The 20,327-nt window shown below is 67.8% G+C and carries 9 protein-coding genes; 6 read left to right on the top strand and 3 right to left on the bottom strand.

Annotated features, from left to right (window positions below; translation table 11 throughout):
• Positions 1-175 precede the first annotated feature (175 nt).
• From ACWDU1_RS12215 to ACWDU1_RS12190, 6 genes are all read left to right on the top strand, one after another.
• Positions 176-13,885, top strand: coding sequence for a hypothetical protein (locus ACWDU1_RS12215; RefSeq protein ID WP_449997992.1), 13,710 nt, complete (start codon positions 176-178; stop codon positions 13,883-13,885).
• Entirely contained in the window at positions 13,882-15,525 is a 1,644-nt protein-coding gene (locus ACWDU1_RS12210) for a hypothetical protein (RefSeq protein WP_449997991.1), read from the top strand. The genes ACWDU1_RS12215 and ACWDU1_RS12210 overlap by 4 nt, the downstream gene beginning before the upstream one ends.
• Before the next feature lie 26 nt (positions 15,526-15,551).
• Positions 15,552-15,863, top strand: a complete 312-nt coding sequence (locus ACWDU1_RS12205; protein ID WP_449997989.1) for a WXG100 family type VII secretion target — start codon at positions 15,552-15,554, stop codon at positions 15,861-15,863.
• Positions 15,864-16,412: 549 nt separating this feature from the next.
• Complete coding sequence (locus ACWDU1_RS12200) at positions 16,413-16,688, top strand: hypothetical protein (protein WP_449997988.1); 276 nt, start codon at positions 16,413-16,415, stop codon at positions 16,686-16,688.
• The gene (locus tag ACWDU1_RS12195; protein WP_449997986.1) at positions 16,669-17,196 is read left to right on the top strand and encodes a DUF6879 family protein; all 528 of its coding nucleotides are present in this window, start codon (positions 16,669-16,671) and stop codon (positions 17,194-17,196) included. Before ACWDU1_RS12200 ends, ACWDU1_RS12195 begins: the two co-directional genes overlap by 20 nt.
• Positions 17,193-18,035 (top strand): helix-turn-helix domain-containing protein, encoded by an 843-nt coding sequence (locus ACWDU1_RS12190; protein ID WP_449997984.1) that lies wholly within the window; start codon positions 17,193-17,195, stop codon positions 18,033-18,035. The genes ACWDU1_RS12195 and ACWDU1_RS12190 overlap by 4 nt, the downstream gene beginning before the upstream one ends.
• 316 nt (positions 18,036-18,351) lie before the next feature.
• Here the strand turns inward: ACWDU1_RS12190 and ACWDU1_RS12185 are convergent, their stop codons facing one another.
• The 3 genes from ACWDU1_RS12185 to ACWDU1_RS12175 all read right to left on the bottom strand — a co-directional run bounded on the left by ACWDU1_RS12185 (position 18,352) and on the right by ACWDU1_RS12175 (position 20,177).
• On the bottom strand, positions 18,352-19,089 hold the full coding sequence (locus tag ACWDU1_RS12185; RefSeq protein WP_449997994.1) for a cation transporter: 738 nt from the start codon (positions 19,087-19,089) through the stop codon (positions 18,352-18,354).
• Positions 19,086-19,415, bottom strand: coding sequence for an ArsR/SmtB family transcription factor (locus tag ACWDU1_RS12180; RefSeq protein ID WP_449997982.1), 330 nt, complete (start codon positions 19,413-19,415; stop codon positions 19,086-19,088). Before ACWDU1_RS12180 ends, ACWDU1_RS12185 begins: the two co-directional genes overlap by 4 nt.
• Positions 19,416-19,520: 105 nt before the next feature.
• Positions 19,521-20,177 (bottom strand): hypothetical protein, encoded by a 657-nt coding sequence (locus ACWDU1_RS12175; protein ID WP_449997980.1) that lies wholly within the window; start codon positions 20,175-20,177, stop codon positions 19,521-19,523.
• Between the last annotated feature and the right edge of the window lie 150 nt (positions 20,178-20,327).

The raw sequence follows: 20,327 nt of genomic DNA, 5'->3' as shown, positions 1-20,327 counted from the left end.
CACGGCCGATCCGAGTCGCCGTGATTCCTCGACCAGGTCCGACGGCGATATCCGGCAGCCGCGCGAGGAGACCCCCGGCCCGCGGGCCCGGGGCACGAACCCGTTCCGGTCCCATCTCGGTCAGGACGAGCCGCTCTCGCGTATCTCGGCGCAGCGGCGTGATCCGGTCCAGCCGGTGGCCGAGGAAGTCACCGGGCAGCCGTCCGCGGCCGAGCGGTTCACCGAAGTCCCCGGTATCGCGCGGGAGCACCCGGTTACCGACCGCGGCACCGGCGACCGGACCGGCAACGAATGCGGCCGGCAGGTATTGCAGCGCCTGGCCGCCGATTTCCCCGGCAATCACCGGATCCACGCCCCCCGGGAACCGGTGGGACTGCCCGGTATGGACGCGCTCGAGTTCGAGATGCGCTCCACGGGGACGCTGCAGCGCTTTCCCGGTCACGAGGCCGTCGGTGAGGCGCTACGGGCACTCGGTCCGGGGGCCAGGGCGGCGGTGGTGGAAACCTATCGGGGCCCGGTCGATCGGCACGGGGTCGGTGCGCATGCCGTGGTGATGTCGATCCGTGACGGCGAAGCGTGGGTCTGGGATCCCGCCACCGGGCAGGAAACCCCGCTGCTGTTCCGCGACAATGACGATATCGCGGTGGTGTCCGCGGTGCTCTACGACGCCGACGGGTCACCGTCCGTCGATGCCGCGTTCGGGCTCGACGGTGTCCTGGCCACCGGCGGCGCCCGGATCGGGTGGTCCACCGCGCCGGGCGACCACCGGACACCTGGCGACCACAGCGCCGATACCGCGACTCCGACGCGCGAGACCGATACCTATCAGCGCCTCGTCACCGCGCAGGAACGTGCCGAGCAGCACCGGCAGCAGCTGAAACAGGACATCGAACGCTCCGGCGACAGCCTCGAACAGGCCCGGCAGGCGCTCGAGACCGCCTCGGCCACCCGCGACGACGCGCGGATCACCGAGGCGCGGGCGAGCTACGAACAGGCGGCCGAAGATCATCGGCGGACGGTCGAATCGGCCGTGGACGAACTCATGGACGCCGCGAAGGTTGCCGGTACCGACACCTGGAACGCGTTCCAGGACGGGCATATCGGCCGTGACGAGGCGTTCCCGCTGGTGCGCGGAGAGCGGGTGTCGGCCGCGAAGGCCGCCGCCGAAGTACTACTGGCGCACTACGATATGCAGGCCGGCGCGGATAGATCCGGCCCGCTGGCGACGCTGGGGGACGCGGAGCTGGAGCAGCGGATCCTCACCGGTTCGGAGAAGGACTCCCGGACGGCGCAGATCGAATTGTTCCGCCGGGGTACGGGCGGCGATATCGGTGGCCCGGGCGGCAAGGTGCTGCGGTGGACCCAGCTGACATCGGAAATCCTGATGCAGCACGGTCCGGTCGAGATGGATACCGGCGAGGGCAAGGAACTGACCGCCATCTCACGGGCCACCCGCACCGTCCTGGACAAAGGTATCGCCCATGTGATGACCAGCTCCGATCCGCTCGTGACGCATATGCGGCACGAGTTCGAGAATCTCGTCGCGGGCGATCACGGTCTGGGCATCGATGTGTACCACCTGGATTCGGATCGGCCGTTCCCGGCGCGGGTCGAGGGCCGCAGGCTGATCGTGCTGGGCACCGCGCAGGACTACGGGTTCCGCGCGGTCAAAGAGGCGCAGGCGATGGTCGACAAGCTGAAGCAGAGCGGGATGCCGGCCGCGGAGCTGGCGCGGCTGCGCGCGGATCTGGAACAGGCGCCGTCGATGCGGGAGTACAGGGCGCTGCTGGACACCGCGGCCGAGAGCCGGGGCCTGGACGACCGCTACGAACCGTTCCCCGGCGGCGATCTGATCATCGACGAGATCGACGCGCAGCTGATCGACGAGCAGACCCACTATGTGCTCTCGCCGGGGAAGTCGGGCCCGGCCGACGAGACCTTCTCCAACCGGGTCCACGACGTGTGGAACACGCTGCAGGAGGCGAAGCGGCGCGGCGTACTCGGTCCCGCGGATTTCGGGAAGGACCCGGACAAGCGGGGGATCTTCGACGCGGAGATGACCCGGTTCGGCCGGGCCAAACTGGCGATCATGTTGCGGTCGGGGCAGCGGGATATCAGCGACGCGGACGCGGCGGAGTTCGCGCACGCGGCGCAGGCCGAATGGGGTCCGGAGCGGGACTCGGACTACCACGTGAGCGACGACGGCAAGATCAAGATCATCTCCTCGCAGACCAACGATCAGGTCATGGACGATCCGGAGAAGCAGAGTTCGAGCCGGTGGAACGGATTCGCCAAGTACCTGGAGGCGAAGAACGGGCTCGAGATCACGGCGGATTCCGAGCATTCGCTGAGCATCACCGGCAAGCAGATCTTCGGCGGCGGCCATTTCGATCACATCACCGGTATGTCGGGGACCCTGCTCACCCCCTCCGAGGGCAATCCCCGCGGGGTCGAGGACGTAATGCACGAGGAGTACGGGACCGGGCCGATCGCGCATGTGGACAGGTTCTTCAAATCGCAGCTCGAAACCCCGGACGCCCGGCATTTCAGCTCCGGCGAAGAGAAGTTCACGGCGATGGCCGGCGATATCCTCGACACCGCGTTCGTGCGCGACCCCGAATCGGGAGCTTGGGAGCAGAAGGGTTCACCCCAGCTGGCCATCGCGATGGACAACGCCGATGTCGCGCGGCTCGCCGCGGCGCTCGACCGGGCCGCGGCCGAGCGGGGCGTCGAGGTGAAATTCGACAAACTCGATGTCGCGTGGGTGGATTCGCACGGCAGTAAGGACCGGGCGAACGACGAACTGCAGAAGATCATCGCCGACGGCGGCGAGATGGGCCGGATCATCCTGGGCAACAAGATGATGGGCCGTGGGGTGGATATCACCCCGTCCCGGGAAGCCGTCGCGAACGGTGGGCTGAAGGTCAAGATCAGCGGTGGCCCCGCCTATTCGGAGCGCGTGAACCACCAGGCCGAGACCCGCGCGGCGCGCAGCGGTAACCCGAACGGGGACTGGGCGACCGGCGGCACCCCGGGGGAGGCCCGGCACTACATCTCGCCGGAGGACTATCGCAGCGCCGCTCCCAACACCCGGGTCAAGACCTTCATCACACGCTATGAGCAGGCGGCGAGCGAGCATCGCGAAGCCGCCGAGACCTACGGCAACGACCGGAACCAGGACACCGAGAACGATCTGCACCGGACGCGCGCCGCGCTGGAATCGGCCGAGAACGATCTGCGCGACCTCGCCACGCCCCTGCAGAAGGCCGCTGTCGAACAGCAACTGCTGGGTTCGCGGCGCGCCGATCCGGATACCGCCCGCGGGCCCCCGCCGGGGGATGACAGCGGAACGCGACGTCCGGTCGTACCACCGCCCCGGCCCAACGCGGCGGAAACCGGCACCACGTCCACCCGCCCGCCGCCCACCACCGACGGCAGCAGCGACGATATCGACGCCGGCCGTCCGCTACCGCCGCGTACGCCGCCCGGACTCCCGGGCACCGGACGCACCCCCGGACCGCACCCCTTCGTCTTCCGGCCGCAGCGGGAGTTCCCCTCGATCGAAACCGCCCTCGGCACCGGGCAGTTCGGCCCGCTGCCCGGTATGGGAGACGGGTTCCATTCGGACACGGCATCCGACCTCGGCGACGGCGACCCGGCCGGGCCCGCCCGCCCGAGCCCGTCCTTCCGCCCGGAGGATCTGCCCGGCCCGGCCGGCACCAGGCCGGTCGCGGCCGGACGGACTCCGCTGAGTCCGACGATCCAGAACCTGTCCGAACAGGACGAGGCAGGTCCGTCCAGGCCGGGTGGATACCAGTACGGCACCCCGGTCTTCGACGGATCGGCACCGCCCGCGAAGCTGCCTCCGCCGCAGACAACGGAACAACCGCCCGGTGCGCCACCACGGCAGTTCCCCGTGACCACGGCCCCCTACGAACGCCGGGCGAGGTCCGGGCTCGGGCGGCTGTTCCAGGGCTTGTCGCGCGGCCTGCCGACCGTGCTGGTCGACGGCCGCCGCACCACCGTGCAGCAGGAGTCGTGGCACCACCCGGCGACCATGCGTAACCCTTATCTGCAACTGGCCGAGTCGAACGACCGGACGCTGTGGATCCGCCCCGAGAGCCGGGTGGCCGAACTTCCCGGCCACACCGTCGGCCGGTTCGGTGGCTGGCTGGCGATGTATTGGCTGCTGCACGGTGTGAGCGACGCCGGCCGTTTCGATTTCACGACGCTGACCTCCGAGCAGCGCCAGGAGGCGATCAATGTGATCGCCGGTCTGCGCGCCCCGACCGATGAGCGCACCGCGGACCGGTGGGTCAACTGGGCGCAACTGAGCATGGGCGCCGGCGCCACCCATGTGCTGCGCGAATCCGCCCCGCTGCTGGATCTGGCGGCCGATGTCCGGATCTGGATGGTGAACCCGGGCCACACCCGGGCCCTGGCAGTGGAACGCGTCGGCGCGACCGCGGATTTCCACGTCTACGATCCCGACACCGGCGAGACCGGCTACACCCACGTTTCGGTGCTGGAACAGATGATGACCCGCGCCGGGGTCACCGATCTGCTGATCCTCGAACCCACCGGGGTGCCCGAGGCCTCCACCGGGATGCCGATGCCGCGGGCGGTGGTCCCCGCCCGCGACGACCTGCCGGCCTACGACTATCCGGAGCTGCCCCGCTATCCGACGCCACCGGGCTATTCGGCGCCGGAGGATCCCCTCGGCGTATGGGGCGATGTCAACTGCGCGGTCGTGGCGCTGGAGCAGGTGTCGGCGTTCACCGGCCGTCCGCGTCCCCAGGTGCCCGAATCGCTCGCCGGGATCACGGGTATGCCCGCCGACGCGCTGGCGGGCATGGCGGGCGCGCCGTTGCGGCGGTTCGGCGATCACGAGGACATCCGCACGCAGCTGGCGGTCCTCGGGCCGGGCGCGGTGGCGCTGGTGGTGGACGAGTACCGGGACTACACCGACGCCCACGGTGTGGGTGCGCACGCGTACCTGCTGCGGGTCGGCGAGGACGGCACGGTCGCGGTGCACGATCGGTCCGATCCCGATACCCGGGTGTTCCCGCCGCGGGTACCGCGTGAGCTGGCGGGAACATACGCGGTGCTCTACGACGCCGAGGGCAACCCGAAGGTCACGGTCCCCGCGAGTTCGGAGGGTCTGTCCGCGACCACCCGTGTCGGCGCGAACCCGCTGAGCGATCCGGTCGAGAACTTCGGCGCCCATCGCCGGGGCGCCGAGGACCTGATCCATGTCATGCCGATTCCGCAGCGCACCATCGAGTGGCTGCGCGAACACGTAGTCCGCGAGGTGAAGACCAACAGCGGCACATCGCAGGCGCAACGGTGGCTCCAGGAGGTCCGGGAACTCAACCCGGAGGTGACCACCGCCGAGATCCGGGCGAGACTCGTAGAACTGGGCCGCGACCAGAAATTCCAGAACGAGGTGGACAAGCTCCTGTCCACCGGGCCGTCCCGGTTCGATCGGGTACTGACCATGGCGGGCCTCGGAAGGAAATCCGAGGACGACGAGCCCGAAAGCGCCCCGGACGCGAAGTTCCGCGCAGATGTGGAACGGAAACTGACCTCCCGCCTGACCACCGCCGAGATATACCGCCTGCTCAGCGAATCGGGTATGCCGCTGGGCGTGAAATACCAGGGCAAGGACTTCCCGGTGTTCCTGCGCCTGGCCCTGAAACCACGTGCCGGTTCGCTGCCGCAGAGTGGCCCGGCGGTGAGCACCCAGCGCTGGACCTATGGGTTCACCGAAACCGCCGACACCGCGGGCAGCCACGATCTGCGCTCGGCCGGACTCGCCGTCGACCTGCTGTGGAACGCGTTCAGCCGGAAGTTCCTCAACTGGGGTCTGGCGCCGCATATCACCGCCACCCACAACCAGCTGTCGTCGAGCACCTCGGTCTTCTCGACGATCCAGTCGATCATCAAGAAGCGCAGTACCGAGGCCGCCGCCGTGCCACACGGCTACGAGATGCAGTGGGAGATGCGCCTCAACGACGACGGCCTGGCCGGTGTGCTGTCACCGGATCTGCCGGAGGCCGAGGGCTGGAAACCCATCCCGGGACCGGTCCCGGACGATCTGGTGGCCTGGTTCCCGAAATACCTCGACGAGAGCAAGGGCCTTCCGAAGGTGGATCCCGGGAACGCCGCCACCGTCCCCCCGCCCTGGCACCGGCCCCTCGTGACCCCCGAATCCACTTCGGCGACGACGGACGAGGCCGATCCCGCCGCTCCGGTGGAGGACGAGAATGTCATCTCACAGAAGCAGTTCCGCTTCTACGGGGCGCTCGACTTCCCACACCAGGACCGCCTCTTCGCCGATGTGATGAAGTCGTTCCCCGACCAGGTCGAAGGGATCTCCCAGAGTTCGGCCATCCAATTGCGGGCGTTCTTCGGCGACAACTTCCGCGGCAACATCCCGCTGATGGACGGCGGGTGGATGCAGACCCGGACCCTGTACACCGCGTCCGGCAAACCGCTCGGTTTCTTCGAGGTGGAGATCGCCGACTTCCACGGCGGGCAGACCCTCACCGGGCCCACCACCACCGCGGGCGCCTCCCGGCTCGAATCCAATGTGCTGCGGGCATTGCGCACCCAGGCCAGATCCATGATCTCCAACGCGCTCGGCGGCTCGGTGGCCCTGTCCTTCGGGCTGGGTAAGGCCGAGGCCGACGAGAAGACCGGGTACGCGCCCGTCGGCGGAAAGCTGACCCCCCTGAAGGTGGGGGCCTCGCACGAGACCAGTCATACGCTGACCTACGGTGACCGTGCCCTCACCTCGCGGGCGTTGCGCCTGGTATCGCACCTGCTGCACACGACACCCGAGATGGAGATCCGGGTCCGGTTCGTCCCGGCCGACGGTCCGCCCATCGAGCCGAAACCGGGCTCACCCCTGGCCCCGGCCGCGAAGGCGGACGGCTCACCCGGGGACGGCAAACCCGGCAAGCGTTACCCGATCAACATGCTGGTGCCGTCGAAGGAGTCCCTCGGTCACCGGCCCACGGACGCCGAACGTCGGTACCTGCCCGCGGACCTGCTGCATCTGCAGCAACTGGGCCTGCTGACCACTCCGCTGCAGGTCGATATCCCGACGGGCGTATTCGACGGGATCGAGAAGTTCGTCGCCGGCAAGGGGTTCCTGCCACCCGAGACCGAGCGGGCCGGCATCCTCGACCAGGATTCCACCCGGAATCAGCGGCTGGAGAACTACCACAAACTCGCGCAGATCAAAGCCCGGCTGAACCAGCTCGGCACCGTGGACGAGATGATCCAGGGCGGCTCCCGGACCGTGTTCGAGAAATCCAACGGGATCGATACCGAACGCATCACCGTCACCATCAAGGCCGCCCGGGACTACGGGACCGACGACGGCCGGTACGACCCGGACAGCGACCCGAACAAAGGCGTCACCCACGAGTGGCTGACCCCGCATGTGCAGACGATGAACTACACCGGCATCATCCTGCACAGCGGTGAGCAGTCCGAGAGCACGCCGTTCGCCTGGGACGTCGGCGCCGCCGGCGCGGTGACGAACCCGTTCGACGTCACCGGCAGCCAAGGGGTGTCCAGTTTCGGCGGCTCCTACAACCGGTCGGGCGGCACCTCGAAAACCACCCAGGCCGACCACAATCACGCCGAGGAGAACTACACCTTCAGCCCGGGGCCCAAGGCCGCGCAACCCGGCATCCAGATATTCGGGGTGCCCACCCGCTACTACGTCGAGATCGCCTACAGTCACGGTTCCGGCCCCGAGCCGATCGAGGGTAGAGGCAGCTTCCACCTGGCCGTTCCGACCTATCTGACCACCGGCGAACCCAGTACCGAACCCCTGGCCGAACCGACTATCCGGGACGACGACCCGGACTCCGACGGCACACCACCCGCCGAGGTCATCGAACGCCTGGGCCTCGCCACGAAGACCTCGATCGAAAAGGGCGTCGGCAGGCTTCCGCTGGCCGCCGTCATCGCCGGTCACCCGGTCGGCGAGATACTGCACAAGGCCACGATCGGCCTCATCGGCGATATCGAACGCGACGCGGCGACCGAGGCGGCCGAGCTCTTGGACGGTGACCGGCCCCCGTCGATCCCCGGTGATTTCCCGCGGACCCCGGAGGGCACACTCCCGCTGCACCGGCAGCAGATCGACCCGCCGGCCCCGGGCGCCCGGCCCGGGTGGAACCTCGGTGCCCGGCTGCCGGAAACCAACCCGTTCCGGGCCGCCGTCCGCGCCTGGTTCGGCTCGCGGCCTTCCGAGCCGGAGAGTCACGAACTGTCGGTTCGGGACGGATCCCGCCCGGCCGGATCCGAGATCCCGAAGGACTCCGACCTCGAGGCGGCGAAACCCAAGACACAGAAGGCGGCCGACCTGGAGGCGGCGAACCCCGAGACTCAGAAGGCGGCCGACCTCGAGACGGAGGACGCCGAGACCCGGGAAGTCACCGATCGCCTTACGGAGGACGACAAGCCGCCGAAACCGCCGGGCGCCTGGCCCGAGGACGACGACAAGGCCCCGTCCGACGACGCGCCGGCCACGACCTGGTCGGACGTCGGAAACTGGGTGTGGGACAAGGTGGCAGGCGCGGGAAAGTGGGTCTGGCGCAATGCCTTCGGTGATCCGGTGCGCAATGCCACGTCACCGGTCCAATCCGTGGTGCACACCGCGCTGTCGCCGCACCATATGTCCTCCTTCGCGCCGCTGATCTTCCGCGACTCCTACAAATTCGAGGCCGAGATCCCCGGCGGCGTCACCGGAACGGATTACAGCGTCGATATCCGCGGCTACTTCGACAACATCGAGGCGCTGGCGCCGACGCCGATCGATACCGAGCACTGGCTCGAGGGCACCAACAACACCGCCCGCACCACGACCGAGAACAGCGGCAACCGCGGCGATATCACCCTTCAGGGCACGTACGGCAAGAAGACCGACGACAGTCTCCGTCCCGGTGGCGGCTGGCAGGGCAGCGATTCCACCAGCAAGAGCGTCACCTCCGCCGATGCCACCGATACGATGCGGGTCACGTCCGATTACGGCGGGAACGTGTACCGGTTCGTGGCCGACGGGCACTATCTCGTCACCGTCGAGGTCGGCCTGCGCAACTACCTCAGCGGGCTGCTGCACGGTAAGCCGTACGCCACCCGTACCCGCGTCGTCGACGCACCGAGGCGACTCGAATTCTTCCTCACCGATCACGACCTGCACGATCACCCCGAGTACCGGAAACTCGTCGAGGACGCGGCGAAGGCGCGCGGCGAGAAACCGGAAATCCTGCCCGAGGCGAACGAAAAGGACAAGGACGGGCAGTGGCAGCCGACCGAGCCCCGCCTGCTGCCCGACGCCTACGCCGGAAAACGTACCGACGATCCGGAGACGGCCAAGGGCCTGCTGTCCTTCGGATCGGTCACCGAGGTCCTCTTCGACGACGGCCGCGCCGCGCTCCAGGACTCGGCCACGAAACTGGTGGAGAAACTCGCCCCGGGCGCCACCACGGTCGGCTCGGCCAACTACCACCCCGGGGTCGCACCGCTGATCAACAAGCACACCACCAGTTTCGGCGTGCGGAACCTCGCCAACGCCGGCTCCGAAGGCAACCACTCCTTCCATTTCGTGGACCGGACCGGGATCGTGCCGCGCCTGGTCGGAGTCACGTTCACCGCCCGCCCCCGGCGCGACGAGGACCTGCCGGATGGACAGACCCTCGCCACCCTGGAAGGTAAGCAGGTTCCCCGTACCGCCGCCCTGGACAACGTCCACCGCCATATCCGCGCCGACGGCAACTCCCTCCTCGAACCGGGCGCGACCAGCGTCGGCAGCAGCCAGACCAAGGGCAATGAACTGAGCTTCACCATGGGCGGCCAGAAAGGCCGTCATCGTGGGTCGGGCACGCTCGCCGTCCAGCGCGAAGGTACCCAGAGCGAAGTCCACACCTCCACGCGTGACCTGAGCGCGTGGCAACGCAGCAGCGACGCGCAGTACCAGTTCAAGGTTCCGACGGAGTACACCGTCACCGTCGACTGGCGGCCGATGACCGAATCGTTGTCGGCGTATCTGTACGACAAGGCCGGAGACGCCCTCGTCATGGGCGGACAGTGGATGGGGGTCGCGCAGGGACTGGTCGCCGAGGAACTCCCGCCGCCGGGCAAATCGGAATCGGAGACGCTGAACGCCACCTCCCATGTGCGCCTGCATATCGCGGATACGAAACCCAAACCGAAACCGGGGGAGCCGGCGGCGGCCGAGGTCTCGCGAACCGAGCCGGCCACCTACGCCTTCGATCCGTCCGCGAGTGAATCCCGTCCTGCCGATTCCGTGCCCGCGAACGTGCGCGAACTGCTGTCCGTGGAGTCGTGGAAGCCCGAGTACCCGTTCGATATCCGCGAATTCGACGCGTCACCGCAATTGGCCGAGGCGCTGCTGGCCGTCGACAGCTCGCTGGCCACCAACGACAACACCCGCTCGGCCGAGGCCATGTACAACCGCCTGGTCACGCTCGTCGCCAGCGGTGCGGCCACCTTCCTGGGTCCCCAGTCCACCGCGCCGTTCCTCAATGTCGACCCATCCGGCACCGTGCCCACCCCGCGCAAGCACGCCGCGGAGGTCACGGTCGACGGGATCCAGATCAAACTCAGTCTCTACTCACCGCGCGCCGAGGAATCCGCCACCTCCATCGCCAACGACCGCTTCGAATTCACCGTCGACAATATGAGCTCCTCGGAAAGTAAGAGCACGACGGTCGCCCCGAGTTTCACCTACAGCGGCAAGCTGACCGAAGCGGGCAACCACCGCATGGGCCCCACCGGAATCCCCATCGGCGGCCAGACCGAGACCAAGGGCGGCAGCGGCGCCGCCGGCAGTGTCCTGCGCAACCTCTTCCGCACCAACGCCCCGGCCGACGGGCACCGCCTGCGCACGGTGGCGCTCGTCGAGGTCCGCGGGCCCAAGGGGACCCTATGGGTCACCGGTGATCTGATCCTGCGCAGTATCGAGACGCCGCCGGCGAGTGCCGATGTCGCGAAGAAGACGGATGCGCCGAAGGACGGTAAGCCTCCGAAGCCCGAAACGGAGGCGAAGCAGCCGGGAGCCGAAAAAGAGACCGATACCAAGGACAAAAACAAGGACAAGGACGCCGAGGCGGACGCGGAGACCAAGGCGAAAGCCGACGCGGAAGCCAAAGCGAAGGCGGACGCGGAAGCCGAGGCCAAGGCAGACCCGAATGCGGAGGCCAAGGCGAAAGCCGACGCGGAAGCCAAGGCCAAGGCAGCTGCGGAAGCCAAAGCAAAGGCAGACGCGGAAGCCGAAGCGAAGGGCGATGGGAAAGGCAAATCCGTACTCTCCGGCCTGGAGGGTGGCTACCAGTACAAACCACCGCCGCCGAAGTCCAGGCGCGGGACCGGAGCGCGCTCGGCCGTCGTGGACGGCGTCCACGCACCGGAGGGTTACGTATGGGAGTCGATGCCCCCGGACGGCGACTGCTTCTTCCACTCGCTCGAACGGATCGTCCACAGCGACCCGTACGACTCGCAAGCCCAACTCGACCAGCGGATCCGCCGGCTACGCGCCCTGACCGCCGACGAACTGTCGGGCCCCCGGCGCGACGATTACTTCGAGGTCTTCCAGAACATCATGGTGGCCGCCGAGAACCGGGGCCGGAAACTCACTTCCGAGCAGGAAAAGGCCCCGATCTCGCCGCGGGATACCGCCCGTTACCGCGCCGCGTACGACGAGCAGGTCGATCGGATACGCACCCGCGGGGTCTGGCGAACCGGCATCTTCCATCTGGTTCCGCGGGCCGCGGCGGCCGCGCTCGCCGAGCACGGCACAGTGGTGCGCCTGTACAGCCGGCAGATCCCGGACGGCTGGACCTTCGGCGAGGACACCGGGGCGCGACCCCACGGCGCGGCCCTGATCGCGCACAACCACTACCACCTCGCGGTACCCACCGGGAACGGGGCGCCCACTCACCCACCCGGCGCGCTCGTGAGCAACCGGCACGCCCGGCCCTGGGCGGAATTCGCCGACCTGCTCGGCCCCGACGCGGAGCACTACACCCCACAGGAGTTCGCGCGGCCGTCCCCCGACACCACCCGGATCGTGGTGTTCGGCGACGCGGACGCGGCCCGCTACATCTGGCTGCCGCCGACCGGGGCGTGGCCGGGCGAGATGCACGACGCCGACAGCATGCCGGTCCAGGTCACTCTCGATCAGGTTCTCGCGGATCCCGCCATTTCCGTTGTCCGCGCGTCCGCCCCGGTATCCGAGTCCGGGGGCCGGAATCAGGAATGGACCGATCCGGACCTGGCGGCCGCCATCGCCGCATCCCTGGCCGACTTCAAGGCCTCCGAGCCGTCGAACGAGGACGGCCCGCCCGAATCTGCCCCGACCCCCGAGGCCTCCTCCCAACCGCCTGTCGCGCCGATCCCGGTCATCGAGTCCGAGTCGGTCGCGGAGGCGTCCGAGGACGGCATCTCGGCGCTCTCCGAGGCGGAACCGCCTCCTGAGCCGGGCCCGCCGGCGCCCACCGGCTCATCGGTGCGCCCGCCGCTCCGGCTGCCCGACCTCCGTTCCGCACTCCGCGATTACGACGAGGAGTCGATCGGCAGTATCGGATCCGGCGATCAGGAACCGGCCGGCATTTCGACGCCCGAAGGCGCCCCGCTCCGCGACCGCGCGAGTTCGCTGCCCCCGGACAACCGGTTCCGCCCCGTGGTCCCCGAGACGACCCGGCAGCCACGACCGTCCCGCTCGGACGAGGGGCTCGGCTTCATCCGGGCCGATTCGGCGACCGGGTACCGGGGCGATCAATCGTCCGCGGTCACCGGGCACGGCCGCTTCCCGCTTCTCGGCGGAACGTCGCTGAGCACCGATCCCCGCCTGCTCGACCCGGCGGATCAGGTTGCCACCGTGGCCACATCGCGTGCGGACCTCGGGTCACCGTCGCCCTTCGGAACCGTCAAGATTGCCTCCTCCGAGGTTTCCGAACCGCTGGAGGAGGCCGGACCCGCGGTATCGCCCGGCGACAATCCGCATCCCGAGAACACCACAATCTCGGACGCACCGGCCGAGACCGTTATCCGGCCCCTCTCGGCGCAAGTACCGGAGGAGACACCCGGACTCGACGAGGCGGAGACGCCGGTCGAGCCGTTGGTAACCGTGGAGGTTCAGGAATCCGAGACCGTCCGGGATCTTGAGGCCTCGGACCTGCCCGGGCCGAAGGCCGCGCACGAGTCGCGGAAGGCATCGGGGATCGTGCCCGCACCGGCCGAACTCCCAGAAGTCCCCAAGGCACCCACGGAGGTGAAAACGACCGAGGTCGCGCAGGCGCGCGCGGAGGTGACTGTGCAGGAGACCGAGGACGGCCCGGGGGAGCGATCAGAAGAGTCCGACGCTGTCGAGGAATTCGGCACCGACTTGCCGCTACCGCCCGAGGAATCCATTACCCCGGAGCGTCCGGAGCAGATAGTCGACGGAAGCGTCCCGGCGCACACGATCCTCACGGTACGCAGCGACGCATCCACCACGCCGTCCCCGGCCGCACCGCGCGCCTGGAACCGTATGCGGCGATCGGCTTCTCGTATCTCCCTCGTCGGCGGCCCGCCCGCGGTGCCGAGCCTCCCGGCCACACCGCCCCGCCATATGCCCGACCTCCTCGCGCGCCCCATCCATCGGCTACGCCGCACCACATCCGACCCCGGCGGCGCCCGGCGCCCCTTCGCCGCGCCGACCGACGGCACCGCCCCACACCGTCCCGCGCCCAGCCCGGGTACCGCGCTCGAAGAGCGCCGGCCGCCGGGAGAGCCGAGCGGGCATCCGGATCACGGAAATCAGACGCCGGATCGCCGCAGTGATGAGGAAGGCAGCACCGAATGAACCAACCGCACCAGGCCGGCGCCGCGACCGGCGAGGCTCCGGATATCGCCTTCAGTCTGGGCGGGCCGGGATCCTCGGCCCCGCAACCCTTCCCGGAGAACGCGGACTCCGCCGCGCCGTCCGTGTCTTCCCCGGCCGCGTCTGCGCCGGTGACTCCGCCCGCGTCGGCCGCCGTGGCCGACCCTTCGCCGGTGATCGGCGACGCCGACCCGCCCGCGGAAGCCACCGCCCCCTCCATCGAAGAGCAGGCGACCGAACTCGCGCACGATATCGCCCGCGCCCTGGCCGCCGCCGGCCCGCCGGGATGGCAGGAGCTGGAAGCACATTTCGCGGTGACGGTCGCGGGCGGTGTGACCTACGCGCTGTACCGCGAGGAAACCGGCCGCGTGTCCAAACTCGAGCCCGCCGAGCAGACGATCGAACTGGTCCGGCTGCACCGCGAGATATCCGCGGGGCTGGGCGACGGACCGTGGTGGCGAATGGTGATCCGGTGCCAGGTCAGTGGCGATCTCGATATCGGCTACGACTACGGTGACGAGCCCTTCCCAGAGGACCAGCTCCTGGTACCGGAGGCATATCTCGCCGATCTGCGGGTGTTCCCGCGTGACCGGCTGCCCGTGTGGCTGGCCGCGTACATCGGTCACGGAGACCGCCAGCGACGGTCTCCGCAGCTGGCGGTGGCACAGGCACACGCGGACCGGGACGCCGGTGTCGCGGCGGTGCGGTCCAGCGACGACTTCCCCGACCTCCCGGTGCTGTGGGCGCGCTGGGCGACCATCGCCGCGGCTTTCGTCGCCGTCGGCTCGGAGTGGGGCCCGCGCATACTGCCCGCACTCGGCGTTTTCGAGGGCTCCGGACGCAGCGGCGCGACGCTGTACGTGCTGCCCGGTGGGCGTGCCGTGCTGTCGGGCGGAATCTGGAATGCCCCGGAACTCGACGCCGCCTACAACCGCGGCGAACCCATGCCGGACCTGTATGCGGGCGCCCCGGGCTGGGTGGCCGACCAGGTGCTCAATCCGCGCGCCGCGCGCGGCCTGCTGTCCTTCTGCTACTGGTGGGAGGACGGCAGTTGGTTCCGCGGCGAATCGGCCCCGGCCGACCTGATCAGCGCCGCGGTACCGGGTGTGTGGTCGGCACAAACCGTGGCCGATGTCGTCTGCAGCCTGGTGAGCCCGACCCCGGGCGACGGGCAGCGGGCGGCCGCGGCGGATCTGGTGGCCGCCACGGAATCCGGTGTGGTCAACCGCGATACGCTGGCCGCCCTCTTCGACGACCCGTCCGACGATATCGACGCCGCTCTGTACCAGTTGTCCCTGGCCGGCCTGGTGACCGAGGTTCCCGAGGTCCTGACACGTGATCGCGCGATCGCCGCGGTCCGCGAGCACATTCGCACCCTCGGAATCGACACCTCCGGCTATCCACTCGACGAACTGGTCGCCGAACGGCTGAGCGTGGGCTGGATGGTGTTCGTGCCCACCCGGCCGGACGAGATCTCCATCGGCCGCGCCCTCTTCTACATCGCCGACGACGGGGTGATCGAGCAGTCCTCCTCCTCGACCGCGCCCTCCCTCTACTCAGAGGGCTTCGAGGCCCGCTTCCACCAGCGCCGATCGAATACCACCGCCGACTTCACGATCTGATCCGAGCCGAGAACAGGAGCAGGGCAATGAGCGACTCAGTAGAGATCAACCCCGCCGGATTACGCCAGGCCGCCGTCGAATTCGGTGTAGTCGCCGATATCACCCGGCGGATCCTCACCGATCTGCAGACCGACTGCGAAAGCCGGGGCGAGCCATGGGGCGATGACAAGGCCGGCCGGGAATTCGCGGAGGGGGAGAAGGGGTACAAGGCGAACCGGGACAGCACCTTCGCCTCCCTCACCGGCCTGGTCACGGTCTTCGGCGACAACGCCGTCAACCTCCGGGATTCGGCCAACGCCTTCGAAGCCAACGAGAACGAGGTCTCCGGCAACGGATAACAGGTCGAGGGGCGGGCTTCCCGGCCGCGAGCCGCAGGAGTCACCCTGGCTCGGGCGGCGTCTCGGGGGCGGTCCGAAGACTGGGTTCATCCAATACTCTGCCCAACTCCAGTTCCACTTCGAACTTCGATGGTGCCGCGCCGCATCTCGCGATCATGTCGCGCGCGGTCTTCCGGATGTCGCTCTTGTGCTCGACAAGCCGGGATACGCCGAAGGCAGGTGCGTACAGGAGCCACCGAGATCCGTAACAGCTCACTTTCACCGAGAACAGCACCGTGGCTCCTTGTTGGTAGTTGGCTTGCTCGCGGCGGCGAGGGATCGGCACCCGCCGCCGCGAGCCACGAATGACGTTAGGGGCGTTGTCCAGGGCAGGGCCAGAAGTTTGACAATCTTTGACCAGATCAGGATGACCTGCGAAATATCGGCTTTTTCTGGGGCAGAATTGGTTCCGGTGATGTCATACATGGTCACATCTTGGGATGGGAGAAGGAATCATGCGATTGCAGTTTCTCGGCAGGGGGCGGGTCGACTGTCGGTGAGTGTCCGTCGTTGTATGTCAGCGATGAAGGCACCTATGTTGTCCAAGGTTGGACGACCGACCGGCAAGGAACGGTGGAGATCCCGCACTTGCTACCGGCGTTTGCCGAGCCCAACACTTTCATCGGCGCCACGATGATCGACACCGGTCGGGGTACCTTCACGCTTTCCGGCCGCGCCGTGAAGGAGCCCGAAGCGCTTGCGCAGTTGCAGCTGGCCGAGGACGAGTCGGTTATCGAGGTGCCCAAGCGGGAGAGGAGCCACTACGGTGCTGCTTCAGCAGGATGATCCCTTTCCGGCCCTGCTCCACTCGTGTATCCGAGAGGCCTTCCATCTCGAAGTGCGTGACTCCTATGGTGTGGCCGTTGAGTCCGGGCCGCTGCAAGCGTTTCTATCGGGGAACTCCGAGGACGATTATCAGTGGTTCAGGCCGTGGCGATCACTGGTGGAAGCGACGACCCGGCGGGGAGTGGCTGTTCGCCGGGTCCGGGTAGTTACCGAGCCGATCACCGATTACCACCGGTGGATGCTGACGGTCACGCCGGAGAACATCAAGGCGGGGGAGGATATCCGCTACCTACCGCGGCATCGTGCCGGTCAGGTCCCGGTGGAGGACTACTGGTTGTTGGACGACGAGCGGGTGGCGTTCCACGCCCGTGACCCTGACGGCCGTGGAGTCGGGTTGGTGCTGACGACAGACCCGTGGATCGTTGACTACTGTGTCGATGTGAAACAGCGGCTATGGGAAAGCGCTACCCGTTTCGCCGATTATTCGGCGGTCGATTCAACCCGGTGAGCGACGCGGTTCACGAGCAGCGTCGCGCGCTCGGAAGACGTCTCCGTGAGATGCGCAAGGATGCGGGTCTCACGGGGCGGCGGCTCGCCTCGATGGCAGGGTGGCACGAGTCCAAGGTATCCAAGATCGAGACAGGGGACCGTAGCCCCTCCGAAGCCGATCTGCGTGCCTACTGTCTACACGCCGACGCTGGAGATCAGCTTCCGGACCTGGTGGCGGCGGTTCGGAACGTCGAGGCCGCCCACCTGGAATGGCGGCGGATATTGCACGCGGGGACAGGGCGGCGGCAAGCACGTTCGGTAGCGCTGGCCGAGCAGACGAAGCTGATGCGAATTTACGAGCCGGTAGTGATTCCCGGGATACTCCAGACCGCAGAGTACGCGGAGGCGATGTTGCGTCGCAGCATCGAGTTCTACGGGGTACCCGATGATGTGGAGCAGGGTGTTTCGAAGAGGATGGAACGTCAGCGCTTTCTGTACCGGGGTGAGCATCGGTTTCATATCTTGATCGCCGAACAGTCGCTGTCGACCACGGTTGGCGATCGTTCGGTCATGGCAGGTCAGTTCGACCGGCTTCTCGCCGTGATGGGGTTGCCCCGAGTTTTGCTCGGGATCGTTCCGGCGGAATCGGAATGGCGCGCGCCTGCGACCAGTTTCGTAATGTTCGATGAGCGTATGGTTCTCGTGGAGGCGGTGTCTGCGGAGCTCACCATCACTCAACCTCGGGAGATCGCGATCTACCAGCGGGCTTTCGGAATCTTGGCAGGCCAATCGGTGACAGGCGAGGCCGCGCGAAGTTTGATCCGCACAGCCATGAACCGTCGACAAGATAGCAGCTGAGCGGTGTGTGCAGGGGTTACACGTTGTGCGCGGTTTCGAAGAGATTGAGTTTGTAGGTGGTGACCGGGGGCGGGAAGACCAGGCGCATGACCTTCATTCCTACCCGGTACTTTCGCGGCTGAACCGACCGAGGGACGGGCCAGTGGAATCGACAGATGGCCGTTGACCGATTAAATGCGGGATCGGGTGGTGCTCCCACGTCCGGGAATTCGGTACGAAGCGAGACGGAACTATCGCACCGCGCTCGCCGCGGGTGTTCCTCGGTGCGGTCATTTCCGGCGGTAGCGAGCGCGGGCGGGTTCGGGCAGCCGCGGTATCAGTGGCTCTTTATCGCCGAGTTGTCACAGCAGTCGCAGGACTCGCCACCGGCGCCCCCGGTAGCGGCGGTGAGTGCGGTCGGTGCGGGGCAGCAGGTATCGCCCTTCCAGGCGTTGACGCCTTCCTTCACCGCGATCGCGGCGATGACCAGCGCGGCGATCGGGTCGGCCCACGACCACCCGAACACACTGTTGAGCAGCAGCCCGACCAGCAGCACCGCCGAGAGGTAGGTGCACAGCAGGGTCTGCTTGGAATCGGCGACCGCGGACGCGGATCCGAGTTCGCGCCCGGCACGACGCTGCGCGGCCGAGAGTACGGGCATGATCAGCAGGCTCGCCGCGGCCAGCCCGATCCCGATCACCGAATGTTGTGCCTCGCCGAGCCCGAACAGTGCCCGGATCGAGTCGATGGTGACGTGGAGGGCGAGAGCGAAGAAGGAGAACGCGATGATCCGCAGCGCGACCTTCTCTCGCGCCTCGGGGTCGCGACCGGCGAACTGCCACGCCACCGCCGCGGCCGAGGACACCTCGATCACCGAGTCCAAGCCGAACCCGATCAACGCTGTCGAGGAGACACGAGCACCCTCGGACAGCGCGATGACCGCCTCGATCACGTTGTAGGTGATGGTCGCGGCAACGAACCAGCGGATCCGCCGCGCCAGCACTGCCTTCCGCGCCGGATTCGGCCCGACGGCCACCGCCGACGGAAGCGAGGGCATACCGAGCGTCGCCATCAGCAGCCCCCCTGGACCTCGGAATCCGGGCAGCACGCCGGATCCACCGCCAACACCAACCCCAGCAAATCCTGCAATGCCGCGGCGATCCGGGCATCGGCGAGCTCATAACGGCTACGCCGGCCCTCCGGCACCGCGACCACCAACCCACAGCCGCGCAGGCAGGCGAGGTGGTTGGACAGAATCTGACGGGTCACCCCGATCTGCTCGGCCAGATCCGAGGGGTACCCCGGGGCCTGCCGCAGACTCAGCAGAATGCGAGTACGCGTCGGATCGGACAGGGCATGCCCGAACCGGGCCAGCGCATCGGTGTGGACGGCGGTCTCCATACACCAGACAGTACATCAGAATCTGTATTCATAAAATAATGAACTTTCAAGCCGCGGTGATATCGGCGGGAGATCCGGGTTGTCGGCTGTGGGCGTGGTTGTCTGTTAGGTCAGAGCGTGCCGGCCCAGGATGTCGTAGGCCACCGCGAGATCATCCGCCCACACCGCATCGTGGTCGCGTTCGAAGGCCGTGAGCAGCCGGTCGCGTATCGCTTCTCGGCAAACCCAGGCCGATGCCACGGTGCACCGGCGGCCGGCGAAGCCGCCGGTGCTCACGAGCTGCGCGAGGTGCTGATCGGATGCCGGGCCGAGGATCGCGTTCCAAGCAGTCAGAAACCGCTCGATACCGGCACCGGTCGAAAGGGCGACGTCGAGAAATTTCGCCGCATCGACGAACGCCCCGACTCGCGACGGGAACTCTGCCAACAGGGACCGCCACACAGCGTCGAGGTACTCCTCGATCGCTCGTTGCTCGGCTGGGGGCCAAGTGCGCCAGTGCTCTTGCGTCAGTTTCGACAGGACGATGCCCGGGTCGAGGTCGGTGGACGTCACCAGACGCTCGAACAGCAATGGAAGCAGGCTCTTGACATCCTCACGGTCACCCACCGTGTTCCCCAACCTGATGGTCAGGGAGAAGAGATCGTGCTCATCGACCGACGTCGAAGGCCGGCAATGAGGACAACCATCGAGCACTGCTCGTCGTGGATACGGTGCGAAGGCTTGCTCGAGTTGTTCCAGCGCAGTCGCGAGCTCTCTATCCACGCCTCTACACTGCCACTGCGAATTGGCGCGTCGCGCACCGTCGACCAGATACCGGCCGAGCGGTGTGCGCAGGGGCTACACGTTGTGCGCGATTTCGAAGAGGTTGAGTTTGTAGGTGGTGACCGGGGGTGGGAACACCGCGCGCATGAC

This window comes from Nocardia sp. NPDC003345 (genome assembly GCF_053589395.1).
The sequence above is the reverse complement of the archived record's forward strand: the minus strand, read 5'-3'. Positions and strand labels throughout refer to the sequence as shown.

Bases quoted from the DNA above. Each gene is read 5' to 3' on its own strand.
- ACWDU1_RS12210 (WP_449997991.1), top strand. From the start codon at position 13,882: ATGAACCAACCGCACCAGGCCGGCGCCGCGACCGGCGAGGCTCCGGAT.
- ACWDU1_RS12180 (WP_449997982.1), bottom strand. From the start codon at position 19,415: ATGGAGACCGCCGTCCACACCGATGCGCTGGCCCGGTTCGGGCATGCC.
- ACWDU1_RS12205 (WP_449997989.1), top strand. From the start codon at position 15,552: ATGAGCGACTCAGTAGAGATCAACCCCGCCGGATTACGCCAGGCCGCC.